The organism is Bradyrhizobium sp. Ai1a-2 (genome assembly GCF_000426245.1).
Lineage (GTDB): Bacteria > Pseudomonadota > Alphaproteobacteria > Rhizobiales > Xanthobacteraceae > Bradyrhizobium.
Window position 1 is genome coordinate 1 of sequence record NZ_AUEZ01000087.1, and the last position, 15,515, is coordinate 15,515.

General features: G+C 60.1%; 11 protein-coding genes and 2 pseudogenes. 8 read left to right on the forward strand and 5 right to left on the reverse strand.

What is annotated here, in order from left to right; all coding sequences use genetic code 11:
• A partial coding sequence (locus K288_RS0135905; protein ID WP_043161597.1) for a transposase occupies nt 1-261 on the reverse strand: 261 nt, incomplete at its 3' end.
• Between the two features lie 581 nt (nt 262-842).
• On the opposite strand from K288_RS0135905, the gene K288_RS0135915 reads away from it, so the two are divergent.
• Nucleotides 843-2,723, forward strand: coding sequence for a hypothetical protein (locus K288_RS0135915; protein ID WP_027583874.1), 1,881 nt, complete (start codon nt 843-845; stop codon nt 2,721-2,723).
• Between the two features lie 278 nt (nt 2,724-3,001).
• Nucleotides 3,002-4,552 (forward strand): annotated as a pseudogene (gene istA / locus K288_RS47545) (IS21 family transposase).
• Between the two features lie 50 nt (nt 4,553-4,602).
• Here istA and K288_RS0135925 read toward each other — a convergent pair.
• Entirely contained in the window at nt 4,603-6,192 is a 1,590-nt protein-coding gene (locus K288_RS0135925; RefSeq protein WP_027583875.1) for an IS66 family transposase, read from the reverse strand.
• Between the two features lie 69 nt (nt 6,193-6,261).
• Nucleotides 6,262-7,038 carry an IS66 family insertion sequence element accessory protein TnpB gene (gene tnpB, locus K288_RS55070; protein WP_244443384.1) on the reverse strand — a complete coding sequence of 259 codons (777 nt, stop codon included), beginning with the start codon at nt 7,036-7,038 and terminating at the stop codon, nt 6,262-6,264.
• Nucleotides 7,039-7,139: 101 nt separating this feature from the next.
• Here tnpB and K288_RS47555 point away from each other — a divergent pair, with 101 nt between their 5' ends.
• On the forward strand, nt 7,140-7,454 hold the full coding sequence (locus K288_RS47555; RefSeq protein WP_201449773.1) for an ATP-binding protein: 315 nt from the start codon (nt 7,140-7,142) through the stop codon (nt 7,452-7,454).
• Nucleotides 7,455-7,470: 16 nt separating this feature from the next.
• Here K288_RS47555 and K288_RS49885 read toward each other — a convergent pair whose 3' ends face one another.
• Nucleotides 7,471-8,166: a helix-turn-helix domain-containing protein gene (locus K288_RS49885; protein ID WP_152535829.1), complete on the reverse strand. Its 696-nt coding sequence runs from the start codon at nt 8,164-8,166 to the stop codon at nt 7,471-7,473.
• 104 nt (nt 8,167-8,270) lie between these two features.
• Between K288_RS49885 and K288_RS55075 the strand changes: the two are divergent.
• The 5 genes and pseudogenes from K288_RS55075 to K288_RS0135985 all read left to right on the forward strand — a co-directional run.
• Nucleotides 8,271-8,489, forward strand: a pseudogene (locus K288_RS55075) (transposase); the annotation flags it as partial.
• Nucleotides 8,456-9,523, forward strand: a complete 1,068-nt coding sequence (locus K288_RS0135960) for an IS3 family transposase (protein ID WP_244443385.1) — start codon at nt 8,456-8,458, stop codon at nt 9,521-9,523. The pseudogene K288_RS55075 and the gene K288_RS0135960, both read left to right, overlap by 34 nt.
• A gap of 964 nt (nt 9,524-10,487) precedes the next feature.
• The gene (locus K288_RS51145) at nt 10,488-11,045 is read left to right on the forward strand and encodes a lasso peptide biosynthesis B2 protein (RefSeq protein WP_084799976.1); all 558 of its coding nucleotides are present in this window, start codon (nt 10,488-10,490) and stop codon (nt 11,043-11,045) included.
• Nucleotides 11,042-12,700 (forward strand): asparagine synthase-related protein, encoded by a 1,659-nt coding sequence (locus K288_RS0135980; protein ID WP_027583880.1) that lies wholly within the window; start codon nt 11,042-11,044, stop codon nt 12,698-12,700. Before K288_RS51145 ends, K288_RS0135980 begins: the two co-directional genes overlap by 4 nt.
• Before the next feature lie 7 nt (nt 12,701-12,707).
• Complete coding sequence (locus K288_RS0135985; protein ID WP_027583881.1) at nt 12,708-14,384, forward strand: ABC transporter ATP-binding protein; 1,677 nt, start codon at nt 12,708-12,710, stop codon at nt 14,382-14,384.
• Here the strand turns inward: K288_RS0135985 and K288_RS51150 are convergent.
• Nucleotides 14,293-14,988: a GntR family transcriptional regulator gene (locus tag K288_RS51150; RefSeq protein ID WP_084799980.1), complete on the reverse strand. Its 696-nt coding sequence runs from the start codon at nt 14,986-14,988 to the stop codon at nt 14,293-14,295. The two genes, K288_RS0135985 and K288_RS51150, sit on opposite strands and share 92 nt — an antisense overlap.
• Between the last annotated feature and the right edge of the window lie 527 nt (nt 14,989-15,515).

Here is a 15,515-nt window from a genome sequence, read left to right on the forward strand (position 1 = left end):
CGCGCGAACCGGAATAAAGGCTGGCGCAATCGGCGCCCGCGCCTCCGGCTGGCCATCCCCGTTCTGAAGTTGTCGCTTGGCCACCCACTTGCGCAGCAGGTTCGCGTTCACGCCGTGTTGCAACGCCAGCCCCGCCAGCGACACGCCAGGCTGCAGACAGGCCTCGACCAGTCGCTGTTTGCTGGCCGGATCATAGCGACGCCGGCCATTGCGCAACACGCCGACCGTCTCAAGTCTCAAAGGTTCTTCTGGAGTGATCATCGATGGTGTCCACCTCGCTCATGGTGGACGCCTCATCCCATCCCCGCGCTCAACTGCATAGGTGCGTAGAAAGGAGCGCTTACACATAATCTCAAACTGTGATCGCCTGAACCATTCGTTGATGGTGTCAGCCGGACGGTCCGCATGTTCTTGATCAACAAGGTCAACATCCAGCCCAGCCTTGTCATCCGGATGGCCGGTCAAGGCGACAACGACCACGCGGCCGAGGCGGCCTTTGCGCTCCCGATGGCCTCACCGCCACGCTCGGTCGCCGCGACAATTCCGACGGCACAATCGCGAGGTCGACCTAGCCGTTGGCGACGTCAAGTAGCGTTGGTGCGCGCGGCGTGGTCCACTCAATCAACAACGATGGTGCTTTGACGCGGACGCGCGCAGAAGCCATTCGGATGGTGATGTCGCCGAATGCGCCCAACATGACCATCCAGCCGTTGCATTGAGACCGAGTGATTGACACCACCAATTCTTGGAGGTGATGGCGTGGCTAAGGTCAGTTAGAGGCTCCTTGAGGCTGATATCCATTGGAATGGGCCTCGTCTACGAGGCTGGCAGGAAGGGGGCCTATGCCAAGAGATCAGCGCTTTGCAACCGAAAAGACGTTGTCGGCTTTGCTCGATTGGACATTGTTGTCTCTGTCTGCCGCAACCACCGCGATCATATTCGCCTGGTTCCTATATTACGGCAGTTACGGTTTCGAATTCGACACCGAAGGTTCCTACCTCAACTCCATAGCGAACCCATTTGTCTACGCAATCAATAGTCCGCCGTCCCTTTTCGGCTTCTTCTATTACTGGCCATATCAGTGGGCGGGTGGTGACATCGCAGTGCTTCGCATGGCAAACGTCACGCTCACTATCGCGCTGGGCTGGAGTCTTAGCTTCCTTGTGATCCGGCGCCTCTGGACAGTGGGCTGGCCGCATGCGACGGTGCTATCGGCAGGGATCGCCAGCTTGGCATTGGTCAACTTTCACACCTCGCTGTCGCGCACACCCAATTACAACACACTGACCTTTCAATCGCTCTTGATGGTGATGATCGGCTTGCTGCTGGCCGATCGGCCAGGGCGCATCCGCCAGGTCTTGGGGTGGATCCTGGTCGGCGTTGGCGGCTGGTGTTGCTTCATGGCCAAGCTGACCACCGCTGCGGCCATTGCTCTCTTCGTTATGCTCTATGTCGTCGTTTTGCGTCGAAAGTCGCTGCTGCCCATGCTTGGCGCAGCGCTGATCGCTCTCGCTCTCCTGATCATTACTGCCTGCTTGATCGACGGCGGCATCACCGGGCTGGTGACCCGTATGGTGAATAGCGCTGATTTGGAAATCCTGCTGGGTGCCCGGCACGAGGCGTCTTTGATGTTTCGGATCGACTGGCTCGAAACCAGTCGCACGCAACTCGCTTTCGCTATGTTAACGGCGATAGCCCTTCTGCTCAGCATTTTCGTGGAGTTTAGGCACAACGTGCTCCCATCACTGGCTCTCGCTGCGGTGTTGATCGTAACAATTGCGATTGCGCTGGCGGGGATCGATCCGATCAACATCAAGCTCTCGACCCTGTTCCTTGTGCCGGCCTTCACGTGCCTTGGCACGATGTTCTATCGCGAGGGATTGGTTCTGCGTACCCAAGCTCGCACCAGCGTCGTACTAGCGCTAATCTTTTTGGTCCTGCCGCACGTGTCCGCGCTGGGCTCTGGCGTGAACTACTGGTGGGGTGGTTCGAAGGCCGCCTTGTTCTGGATGCTCGCGGTCGTTGCCTTCCTGAGTCCTCTTGCGCAACAGGGACGCAGCGTCATCGCCACCCTACTGCCCCTGACGGTGTTGGCACAGGTGCTCACTGCATCAGTGATCAATGCTGCCATCCTTAAGCCGCGGGGTCAGGTGAAAGATCTCCGCGCTTATGCCGCTGTCACCCCCCTGCCGGGCGGTGGAAAATTGGTGCTCTCGCAACCCCTCCACGACTATCTGGCTACGGCCAGAGCCCAGGCTCGTGCGGCCGGCCTTGAAGTCGGTACCCCAGTGGTCGATCTCTCCGGCCGCTCGCCGGGCCTGCTGTTTGTGCTCGAAGCGCGAGCGCTCGGTCTACCATGGCTGGTCGGGCCATATGACGCTTCCGAAGCACACTTTGGTCAACTAGGGCCGAGCGTGCCATATGCCGGCAGTAACGCAGCCGCGGTGGAAGCGCTCGGACTTGAGAATTGCGCCGATCTGGCCAAAGCATGGGTACTGATCGAGCCGGAAGGCCCGCATCATCTGGACCAAGCCAGTGCCATGGCCTCCTTTGGAGCTGGCCAAGCGGACTACGTAGCCGCCGCTACGTTCGAAACCGCCATCAATGACGGGTATGATCCGGATGCTTACAGGCAGTCTCTGCTCAAGCCCGTACGCCCCGCCGCGCTGGCGGAGCAATCGTGCCGGGAAGCCAGGCGGCAACGGGCGGATCGCCAGAAATGAGAGCCAATGGTGAAAGCTGTGATCCTTGCGGATGGTCTTGGAATCCGAACGTCCGACGAAACCAACCTGATACGGAAACAAATCGTTTGCACTCGGTCGCGCGTGATGTGATGTGCGTGTTTCGGCAATTTCCGGACAGCAATTTCGCTAATTCGCGGACAGCGATTTCAGTAATTCCGGGACAGGGATTCCGCTAAATCGCGGACAGTTGCGGGAGGTTGGTTTTCGGGAGCGCCGTTCAGGCAATGTTCTCTCTCAAGCTGAGTTTGAGAGGGGCAATGCCGAGACGGAAGCAAGCGAAACGAACCACTGTGAAGGACCTACGATCGATCCTGAGGCTGACGTACGAGCAGGACCTGTCGGTTCGGGAGATCTCGGAACGGCTGCAGATCAGCAAGAGTTCGGTTGCCACCTACCTGCTGCGAGCGCGTGAAGCGGGTTTGAGCTGGCCGCTGCCGCCGATTTACGAGAGCGAGGCGGCGTTGCAGCGAGCCTTGTTCCGGCGGGTCGGGCGCCCCCCGCAGGACTTGAGCGAGCCTGAGTGGCCACGGGTGGCGCAGGAGCTCAAGCGCAAGGGCGTGACGCTGACGCTGCTGTGGCAGGAATACCGGACGGCGCATCCCGACGGCTATGGTTACACGTAGTTCTGCGAGAAGTTTGACGCCTATCGGCGCCGGGCGAACCCGACCTTCCGTCATCGCCACGCGGCGGGTGCAGTGATGCAGACCGACTATGCCGGTCCGACGGTGGAGGTGATCGATCCGCAAACCGGCGAGATCCGTCAGGCGCAGATATTTGTCGCGGTGCTCGGGGCCTCGTCGCTGACCTTCGCTATGGGGAGCTTCGGTCAGCGACTACCAGATTGGATCGAAGGCCAGACCCGAGCCTTGTCGTACTTCGGCGGAGTTCCCAAGGCGATCGTCTGCGACAATCTGAAGGCCGGGGTCGTCAAGGCGTTGTGGTTCGAGCCGACGCTCAACCCAACCTTTGCCGCCATGGCCGAGCACTACGACACGACGATTTTGCCGACCCGCAGCCGCAAGCCGCGCGACAAGGGCAAGGTTGAAGGCGCGGTGCTGATTGTTGAGCGCTGGATTCTGGCACGGCTGCGCCATCGGCGGTTCTTCAACCTGACCGATCTCAATACTGCGATCGCCGGTCTGCTGGAGGAGTTGAACCATCGGCCGATGCGCCATATCGGCAAATCCCGCCGGCAGCTGTTCGAGGAGATCGAGCGCGCTGCGTTGACGCCGCTGCCGGGCGGGCCGTTCGAATACGCCGAGTGGAAAACGGCGAAGGTCCACCCCGATTATCACGTCGAAGTCGACAAGACCTTTTACTCGGTCCCGCACCGGCTGATCGGCCGTCGGGTGGACGTCCGGCTCACCTATCGAGCCGTCGAGATCTTCCAGGATCACACGCGTGTCGCCAGCCATGTGCGCCGCTCTCAGCGCGGCGGCCATGTCACCGTGAACGAGCACATGCCCAAGGCCCATCAGCGTTATGCCAATATGACGCCGGCGAGCTTGATCAAGATGGCAGCGCGGATCGGCGTCAACACCGCCACTCTGGTCGAGCGGATGATGCGTGAGCGCCCGCATCCCGAGCAGGGTTATCGCTCCGCCATGGGGATCATCGCCCTGGCACGGCGCTACGAGCGCGATCGGCTCGAAGCGGCCTGCGAGCGGGCACTCGTCATCAACGCGATCAGCTACTCCTCGGTGAGCGCGATCCTCAAATCCGGGCTCGACCGCGCGAGCCCTGCTGCCGCACCCGTCAAAGCCACCCCCTCGCACGCCAACATCCGTGGTGGGGGCTATTATCAATGAAGGAAAGGAACATCGCGATGCTGACCCACCGTAAGCGCTTAGCCGCGACCCTATTGAAGCTGGCTTGACGTTTTGCGGAACCGCCAGGGCATGAGGTCTTCGATTCTGTTATGGGGATGGCCGTCGATGATCGCCTCGAGTGTCTCGGCGATGTAGGCGGCCGGGTTGACGTCGCTAAGCTTGCAGGTGGCGACGATCGACGCAAGCAAGGCCCAATTTTCAGCCCCGACCTCATGGCCGGCGAAGAGCGCATTTTTTCTGGTCAGGCAGACTGGCCGGATGGCGTTCTCGACCGGGTTCGTGTCGAGCTCGAGACGTCCGTCTTCGAGGAAGCGGGTCAGCCCTTGCCAATGATTGAGCGCGTAACGGATGTCCTCGGCAAGCGTCGAGCCGCTGGAGATCATCGACAGCTGCTTCTCGAACCACGGCTTCAACGCCTCGACGAGGGGCAGCGAGTGCTCCTTGCGGGCGGCCAGCCTGAGGTCCGGCGATGAACCGCGCACCATGGCTTCGATGGCGTAAAGCTGTGCGATCTGCCGGACGGCGGCCTCGGCGATCGGCGATTTGCTGTTGCGGGCCAACTTGACGAAGCGTCGGCGCAAATGGCTCCAGCAATGCACGAGCGTCCACGGCCCTTGCGGTCGAGCGACTTCGGTCAGCCGGTCATAACCGTCATAGGCATCACATTGCAGGAAGCATCCGTTAAAGCCGTCCAGGAACTGCTCAGCGAACGTGCCGCTGCGACCGGGGGCATATCGGAACAGCACGATCGGCGGACTTGGGCCGCTGTGGCCGCGGTCGTCGGAGACGATCGCCCAGAAGTAGCCCTTCTTCGTTTGACCACGCCCGGGATCGAGCACCGGCGCCGTGGTTTCGTCTATGAACAGACGATCCGCCGCTGCCAGATGGCGGCGCATGTGGTCGGCAACGGGTTGGAGATGGAAGCAGGCGCGGCCGGACCAATTGCCCAGGGTCGCCCGATCAAGCCGGATCCCCTGGCGCGCATAGATCTCGGCCTGACGGTAAAACGGCGTATGGTCGCCAAACTTGGAGACAATCACGTGCGCAATCGCTGCTTCCGTCGGTAGTCCACCAGGCACGACATGCTCCGGTGCGTGCGCCTGCACGACAGGGCCCGAGCAGCGGCGGCAGATGTATTTCGGGCGGCGTGTGACCAGCACGCGCCATTGCGCCGGGATCACGTCGAGCCGTTTGCTGAGATCCTCGCCGATCTTCGTCATGGCCCCGCAACCGCACGGACAAAGCGTGCTCGCAGGCTCGATGATCCGCTCTACCCGCGGCAAATGAGAAGGCAAGCAGCCCCGATTGCGATGAGAACCTTGATCCGATCCGCCGCGCGATCGGCCCTGGATGATCGCGGCCGCCTTCTCCTGTGCGGCGTCCAGGATGCCTTGCGCGATCTCCACGTCTTCGAGCGGCAAATGATACTGCTCTGGTCGCAGCTTCTCGGACTTCGCGCCGAACTTCTCGCGTCGCAATTCGCCGAGAATGACCTCCAGCCGACGCCGTGCTTCCTCCGACGCCGCCAGTGCCCCCTGATGCTCGCTCAAGGCCGTCTGCGTTTGCGCCAAAAGCGCCTTCAAGCGTTCGTTTTCGTCGCGCAGCGCCGCGATGCTCATGCGCTATTTCGAGCACATCGCCGCCGCACGCGCCACGTTCAAAATAGCTTCCGAGTCACTCTGCCGCAGTTATCCCGCCGCCTGCGGGCGCCGCGCTTCCTCCGGGCGGACCAACCTCCAATCCAGACCCTCGAACAAGGCCGCGAACATCGCCGGTGATACGCGCATCACACCGTCCGCGATCGTTGGCCAAACGAACTTGCAGCCTTCGAGGCGCTTGTGCACCAATACCAGGCCGGTTCGATCCCAGACCAAAATCTTGATCCGGTCCGCTCGTTTCGATCGGAATACGAAGGCCGCGCCGCTAAACGGGTCGAGACGAAGCATTTCCTGTATCTTCGCAGCCAGCCCATCATGGCCACAGCGGAAGTCAATCGGCCGCGTCGCGATGTAAATCTTCAGATCGGCACCGGGCGCGATCATCGTGACGCTCGCACCGCGCGGATCAACCGAGACAGTTGCTCGCCGTCTATGGCCGCGTCCGTCCGTCCGCACGACGACGTCGCCAATCGCAATCTCGAGCTTGACTGCCGGAACGTGACGCTCCTCTAACGGCCCCTCCACGACGAGCGGCGCGAACGGCGGCCGCGAAGCCTCGCACGACGGCAACTCGCCTCGCTGCCGAAAGCGTCGTCGCCAATCGTAAATCTGCCAACGCGTCGCACCGTGCCTGCGCGCCACCTCCGCCACCTGAGCATCGGGCAGCAGGCTTTCCGCGACGATCCGAGCCCGCTCGGCCTCCGAACGCACACGACGTCCGGAGGGTCCTTCAAGCACCTCAAGCCGGCTGACCGCCCCAACTGACGAGCTGTCCAAATGGACGTCCTTTTTGCCGTCCAATCCCATCCCGAACCTCCGTTCAATCCGGAGGCTTCTTCGCACATCTAATCTAACCCCGAACCAAGGGTATCGGTTTAGCGCTTACGACCCACCCGACCCTCGAGCAGATGCAGGCGCTCGGCCTTGCCGGAATGGCGGCCGCTTACCGGCAACTAGCCGAACAGGACAATGCCGCCGATCTCAGCCGGGATGAGTGGCTCGGCCTGATGCTCGATCGCGAAGCCGCCATGCCTGCCGACCGGCGCCTGACCAATCGGCTGGCCGCAGCCAAGCTGCGCTTCGTCGACGCCTGTATCGAAGACGTCGACTTCGCGTCCCGCCGCGGCCTTGACCGGCGCAACACCCTGCAGCTGGCGCAAGGCGCCTGGCTGAAAGCCCATGAGAACTTCATCATCACCGGTCTGACCGGGCTGGTGGCATGATGCACATCTCGCTATGTCATTGATAATCGAAGCTTCGTTGCCGCGGATCTTGTGATACTGCGCGACCATTGGTCACCGCATGACGGACTTCCTGCCGATTCAGGTCAATCTCCCGGATCACATACGGTGCGCCTACGCAACTCTGTTTGGCCGGCAGGATACCATCCTTGATTAGTCGTACCACCGTCATCTTGCTGAGACCCAAACGGCTTGCAGCCTCGTGCAGGATCAGCTCTCCATGCTCGGCGCGTTCGCCATCTCGGTAGACAGGGATGTTGTGGTCGTTGCGGAAGACGCAAACGCGTTGCTGGGTCCACGTGTTGCCTTTGGCCGTGCGTATGCCAAGCCGATTAAGAACGGACGCAATGCTCCCGTCCGGCAGCAAACGAGCCAGATCACGGATCAGCTGTTCAGTTGAAGCATCGGTCTTCCACCGATGCTGTCCGGCCCGGTTCTTCACAACTTCGAGCGCAGTGTGATCGCCCCCCTTCCAGTGCAATTTTAGGTGCAATATTCGTGGCTCGACGGTGACGATGATCTCTTCGAGAACCGCTCTCAATATCCGCTTTCGTGTCGCAACCGAGGCTGCCGGATGGCTCCACAGGCGCTCCACGTCTGTCCCTAGTCCAAGAATCTCTGCGCGTTCTGCGTCGGTTAGAGTGGGCGGCTGTTTGTCGCGGGCAATGCGAAGATCATCTTCGAGGCGCGCCACTTCCGCAAGCCGTTCATTCCACCGCCGCTCGAGATCTCCAGCGACCAGGCGGTTTTCTGGATCAACCGCATCATATTGTCGGTGTGCGCGAGCCGCTTCATAGCGTGCCTGCTCGAGCGCAAGCTCTATGTGCTGCAGCCGCTCTCGGCCGGCTCGCTCGCGGTCCGCGATTGCTTGCAGAGCAGCGTACGGAAGAGCAGATTATCGCGGTATTGAAGGAGCATGAGGCTGGAGCAAAGACGGCCGACCTGGCTCGCAAGCACGGGGTCTCGGAAGCAACGATCTACAATTGGAAGGCCAAATTCGGCGGCATGGACGTTTCAGAGGCGAAGCGGCTGAGGGCGCTGGAGGACGAGAACGCGAAGCTGAAGAAGCTTCTAGCCGAGCAGATGCTCGACGCCGCCGCCCTTCGCGAGCTGCTTTCAAAAAAATGGTAGGGCCCGCCGCCAAGCGCGCTGCGGTCGCGCATCTGCAGGCCGTCATGAGCCTGTCGGAGCGGCGGGCCTGTTCGATTGTCGGAGCGGATCGGAAGATGATCCGCTATCGCTCCAGCCGTTCTCCGGACGCGACTCTCCGTGGCCGGCTGCGTGACCTTGCCAACGAGCGGCGGCGGTTCGGCTACCGCCGGCTGTTCGTGCTGCTGCGGCGGGAGGGTGAGCCATCGGGGATCAACCGGATCTACCGGCTTTATCGCGAAGAAGGGCTCACCGTCCGCAAGCGGCGGGCTCGCCGCAAGGCCGTGGGGACCCGTGCCCCGATCCTGGTCGAGGCGAGGCCCAACGCGCGCTGGTCGCTGGACTTCGTCCACGACCAATTCGCCAACGGTCGGCGCTTCCGCATCCTCAACATCGTCGACGACGTCACCAAGGAATGTCTGGGCGCCATTCCGGATACGTCGATCTCAGGACGACGCGTCGCCCGCGAACTGACGGCCGTCGTCGAACGACGCGGCAAGCCAGGAATGATCGTGTCCGACCACGGCACCGAGTTCACCTGCAATGCCATGCTCGCCTGGTGCAGGGACGCAGCCATCGACTGGCACTTCATTGCACCGGGAAAGCCGATGCAGAACGGCTTCGTCGAGAGTTTCAACGGCCGGATGCGTGACGAGCTGCTCAACGAGACTCTGTTCTTCGATCTCGACGACGCCCGCGCCAAGATCGCCAATTGGGTTGCCGACTACAATCTTCAGCGGCCTCACTCGTCGCTGAAATACATGACCCCCGCGGCTTATGCCGCCCACCTCACCGCAACGGACGATCGGCTACGCAACCCCGACCAGCTCCGCCGATCGTCCGTTGCTACAACCGCGCCACTTGGCGTACAAAACCCCGAGGCTCTAACCGCGGCCGGATGAAAGTTCGGTGGCAGGTCAACGAGAGCAACCCGGTTCGCGTGATCGACGTGTTTGTCGCTGCGCTCGGTTTGGCTGAGATGGGCTTTGAGGTTGCGAAGGCGGCGGCCACCGGTCGGCCGCCGTACCATTCGCGTCAGCCATTCTGAAGTCGGTCCTGCCTCCAGCGCCACCCGCTCAACTTGACTGATCCAAGGCTCAAGGTACCTCACAATCGATGGCGCAGAACAAGCTTTCCCCGTCGACCTTGCATATCGCAAGGAGTTTAGGGAAACATCCAGGCCGACGTAGATCATGGCTATCCCCCTCGGATGGAACGGGTTCATGATCGCCAGGCAAAAGGGGCTACTCGGCAAATGGGCCAGGCGATCGGGACCGAATACCCCAGCTCTTGCGAGCAGCGATTACGGTCATTGTTGTGGGCCAGAATGAGGAGACCTGCGGTTAACGCCTGTTGGAATTTGTAAGACGCGACTGTTGATGAAACTGGCGACGAAACCTTCCTCTCGAACTAACCCTGGAAGGCTCAGGGTACGCATGATGATAAGTGATTGACTCATCGTCCGTCGGCCGCTGGCCGCAAACGCGCCACCTAATTGCCTCGTCGCCCAATCCCGCATCCTCCGCAACGTCAAACTATTTTTCGAATCGATCGACATCATACTCAAAAAATAAAAGCCCTATTTTATATCACGATGTTAGCTTAGCGCGCTGGCGATATGCCGGTCACTCTGGAGAAAGTGGATGAATACAACCGCTATCAATGACACCCTTATCAAGGACACGGTGCAGGACCTCGGGGACGCTACCGAGCTCACAAAAGGCTTTGGGGGCTCTAGGCGCGCAGAACACACCACGGGCGATTATTATTACATGGATGATTCCGATTGACGCGGACCATCTTGATGGGATGCGGCTTCGGCCCATCCCATCAGTTTGAGGGCGCGGTGGGCAAGGGATCGCTGCTGTGAGCGACATATTAAATGCGTGGTCTAACGGGCGTTGGATCAGCCTCGACCTGCAATCCAATCGTTACAGCATGACTACCACATCTGTAGCTTGTCCGGAGGAGCGTGAACGGCTAACCGAGACGACGGCAAAGTTGCGCGATTGCCTGAGTTCACCGCCAGCCTTTCTCCCACCCCTCCATCTGGTGTGGCACTATGCGCGTGCGGCTCATGCTGCTCGCTTCATTCGCAGCCAGACCATCGCTCGTCAACTCGACTTTTTACGTGCCTCGCGTCGCGGTACGGCACCGGTGTCCGTGGGAGTCGAAACAATCCATTACTACGCCAGCGTATTCCAACATCTGCGCAATCTTCGGTTCCGCCGCCCGCGCTGTCTTGAGGATTCCGTGGGGGGCTATCTTTTTTTCTATCCCTACATCGCATCGCTCGAGCTCCTCGTGGGTGTGAAGCAGCCACCTTTCACAGCCCACGCCTGGCTGCAATCTGGCGACCTCATTTTGAACGACGCGAAGCGTGCTGTGGAGGACTACAGCGTCATCTTGAGATTCGAGAAATGAGACTCAATGCAGACGCGCTCTTGGATTCAGCCAAGGAGCTTGCCACCATCGTTGTAAACGGCCGCGTGGAAATTACGGTCCTCAACGATATTGTTGACGCCGAGACCGGCATGCCGACCCAATTGGAACCAACACACTTCAAAGGCACGTCTCTGCCGGAGATTGTGGCTCTGCTGCAGGAGCGGTACGCTGGCGATGCGGCTTTCATTGTTCGCGCGCCAAGTGGCATCGCGATCGTACGCCCCGCTTTCTCGGAAATCCCCATCTTCTACCAGGTCAGACATGATTTGATTGAGTGCTGGGCAGGACTGAAGCTGCCAGATGCCGCCTTGGCGCAACGGCGCGGCTTCAACTTTGGCTACTTGACCGGCCTGATATGCAACTCGTCGTGGTTGACCCCGGAAACGGGGTTGTGTGGGATTTTCGAGCTACTGAGTGGCGCGGCGCTCATCGTCTCAAGTGGCACCTTTCGGCAAGTCGATTTTCTGGCGGGCGCCGTGGCCAGGCTCAACGCGTCGGCGGTCTCTTTCGAGGATGACGTGGCTAGCTTTCGCCAATTGATCTCGGCGAGCGTCGCTCACAAGACGCGCCGCTATGGCGGTGCTTTCAGCATTGAATGTTCCGGGGGCCTTGATTCGTCGGTAGTGGCGTTGGCTGCGGCCGACCTCCATCGAGATAGGCCCCTCTCCCTCCTGAACAGCTACTCAGAGACGGACGTCAATGGTGACGAACGCTTCTTTTTTGCCGCACTAGCCGAGCAGGTAGGCGGCGCGCCAACCTATGTCGAGGCGAATGCTCGCTCGTCGATGACCCACCTATCGTCAGAATTGCTGGCTCCAACGCCGCGACCTTGTAAGCTAGCCGCCACGATCGCCACAACGGCTCAACTTCACGAGGCTGCGCAGGCTGCAGGATCGCGCTTGGTGCTCACAGGAGATGGAGGCGATCAACTATTTCTCAGAATGCGCCGCTTGACGATGGCCAGAGAGCTGCTTGCCGAATCCCGATCGCCACGAGGGGCATTGCGCGAGCTCGCCGGCCTTGCGATTCAGGCTCGAGCGTCTGTCTGGCGTGTTCTTCGCGACGTGATCACCGGTCAGAGCAGCCGGGACTTACGCCGGCATATGTTCGGTGATCTTCGATTTCCGCAGTCGTCTGTCGCATCAGTGCCGCCGGATATCCGTACAGAGCTCGTACCTGGCGCCAGATCCCTACGCCACCTGCCGACGTCGCGACTGTTTCAGTTCTTCGGCATGCGTAATGCTGAGCTCAATCGCATCGCACTACGAGGCATTGCGGTAGAAGAGCGAAAGGCCTTTGTGTTCTGGCCGCTCATCAAGGCGGGCCTCCTCACGGCTCGCCGACATCACCACTCAAATGGAATTGACCGTGCACTTGAGCGCGAGGCCTTCCGGGAAGACTTGCCCGACGTGATCTATCATCGGGTTGGCAAAGGTGCCGGGCGCGACATGCTAATGCGGTACGAATATAGCGCCTTGGCGTCACGTGTCGAGCATAGTGCATTGTATCGGTACGGCTTGATCTCCCGCGATCTCCTCCGTTCTGCTATCGACAATTTGTCTTACGACTCAGCGTTTGCACTCGTTCGTATCTGCGCTGTTGCCGATTGGATGGATCTTCACGAACTCGGGTAAGCCGCTCTTGCCCCCGCTCCAATGGAACATCATCAAGACGAGCCTGCAATCTTCCCGCCTTCTTGTCGCGGGCTTCCTGCTCACGACCATTGCAGCGTCCGGCTGCACGGTCGCCGGGCCGCTCTTGTTCTCACGGGCCGTCGCCCGGCTGGCCAGCGCGCCGCCGCTTTATACGCTCAGTTTGTTGTTGCTGTTTGCCGTTACGGCCGCGCTTGCTCGGTGCTTGCAGGAGGTCAAGGCGGTTTTGTCAAGCAGGCTCGAACAGGACGTTCGTAATCTCTCCAGCAAGAAGATCATGGCCGCTCTGGTGAGTGCCGAAGGATCACTGTTTGCTCAAAACAATCCGAGCAAGATTTCGGCAATGGTAGAGAGTTGGCACCAGTCCAATAAGATCTACATCCAGCTCTATTTGATGGTGCTGATGGGCGGGGCCGCCGATGTTGCGTTCTCGTTCCTTGCCGTCGGTGGAGCAGCAAATTGGTTTGTGGCGCTGTTCGTTCTAGCCTACGGCGCCATCATCGTACTGATAACGTGGAAGAGCAATAGAGTTTCAAAGGTGTATCAGGCTGAGGCGCAGGCCTCAAGTAACGAGGGCTCGAACGTTTTAGGAAATGCAATCGAAAACATCGTGTCGATTAGGGTGTTCCGCGCTCAACCCTGGATAGCCGAGTTGTATGACCGCCAGACCGCCGCCACGCGCCGAGCCTGGCTCATGTTTTATGGCGTCCGGTTGCGCTATGGCGCTTTGCAAGCGACCCTCTTGTTCGTTCAGTATGCCTCGATCTTGGGGCTTTCGCTGTGGCTCTATGACCGGTCAGGAGAGATAGGTGGGCTCGTCATGGTGAGCATGATCCTGGTTCAACTGAACCGGCCCTTCGAGCTTATCGGCATGTCAATTCGGGACATCATCGTTGCGCGCGGCATGGCCGGGCCGCTACAGGCGCTGCTTGATGCACATGCTCCAGCGGCACGACCCGCTATGCTCAAGCGTACTATGCCGATATCTGGCTCACTCACCATTTCCATCAGCGCGCTTTCGTTTGGTTATGAGCGAGCCGCCTCGCCGCTTCTCTCTGGGATAACGGGCGAGTTCAAGCCCGGCGTCATCAACTTCGTCGTCGGACGGTCGGGCGCTGGCAAGTCGACGCTTATGCAATTACTGCTAAAAATGCATCAAGGCTACAGCGGCCTGGTACGCGTTGGCTCACTGGACCTGGCCACGATCGATCCGGAAGATTACTTGGCGCACGTAGGTTACGTGCCCCAAGAGCCGATGATGATGAATCTGAGTATCCGCGAAAACGTTCTGCTGGGCCGCCCGTTTTCCGATGCGGACGTGATCCTCGCGCTAGAATGCGTCCATCTGGCTGATAAGGTGACTTCCTTGGGAGACGGTTTGGACTACCGGGTCGGCGAGCGGGGCCAATTGCTAAGCGGCGGCGAGAGGCAGCGCCTTGCGATCGCCCGTGCACTCATCGCAAGGCCTCGGCTGTTGCTCCTCGACGAGGCCAGTTCCGCACTGGACGAGCAGACCGAGCGCGGAATCTTCGACGAACTTCGGCAACTCGCGTCGGACACGACGATCATAGCAATCACGCACCGCCGGGGCGTGATAAGTCCACATGACTACGTGCTAGATTTGTCGTGGTCGGCATCCGCGAGAGCCTCGCCTGTGCTCGCATAATTTCCGTGACCCGGCGTCTGAAAAAGCCCTGGATGGCCCGGGCTGCGGCTTTGTGCTGCCCTTCGACCATCAATGCACTAATACTTCGGCTTTCGACAAGCAAATCGCTGTAGTACGTACGCGTTCCCATTGCGCGTGAAAGGTAGACATAAACGACGTCCGCGACGTGATCCGCAATCTGGCGATGCTGTTTGACCAGCAACGCGCGCCGATAGCAATCGCCTACCTTCAAGAAGAGCTTGGCGGGATCCGCATTGCTTGCGTAAATGGGATTAATTTCACCGCAGAAGCTTGCCGCCACTTCGTCGATCAGCTTCGCCTTGGTGAAATCGCTGATGCTATCGACATACATTTGCGACAGCATATTGCAGAACAGGATGGCTTGGTGTGGATCGATCGGCCTGGCGTTGAACCCCTTGTGGTCGACATTTTGCACCACATCGCGCTCAGTCAGCCGTATCAAAGCCTCTCGTACGGGCGAAATGCCGACGCGAAGCTCATCGGCAATATCGGCAGGCTTCAAGGCTGTGCCGGGTAGCCAATGGCCCAGTAAAAGACGCTCGCGCAAGGCCTGGAATACTGGATGCTGTGTCTCAAAAGCCATGGTTACTTGCCCGTTCAACCGTCCTGACTGAGGCGGCCAAGGGGGCCTCACCTCTCGGCATGGCCCATGCCGCCCCGGAAGCCATGAGCGGTCCGGTCCGTGGCGAAATGGCTGCCGGGGTAGGCCGCCATGGCAGGGCTTCGGCCAGGACCACGAAGCTCTGCCGCAGAGTACGATGTGGGTATGTCCAAAGCGAAATAGGCGGTCGGAACGGGTAGAGGCGATGATCGAGCGGCATTTCTGCTATTGTGCAACTCGCATGCCTCCACTTGCGTAATGGCGTCGTGTTGGTTCTCCCAGGTGCATTCGAAGGCGGAAGGGGCTTGCATCGGGTGAACAAGACCGCCACCATTGCTAATGAAGAGCGTTGAGACCGTCCAAACCGCCCTGCTTTTCGCTGATGGCGGGATTCCCGCGGCGTGAGCCTAAGAGTTGAGACATTCGCAATCCGTGTCGGTCGTTAGAGAGCCTTCGCATCGTCGGGGACCGTCCCCACCTATCTGAGATACAACTTGACGCTGCGTGCG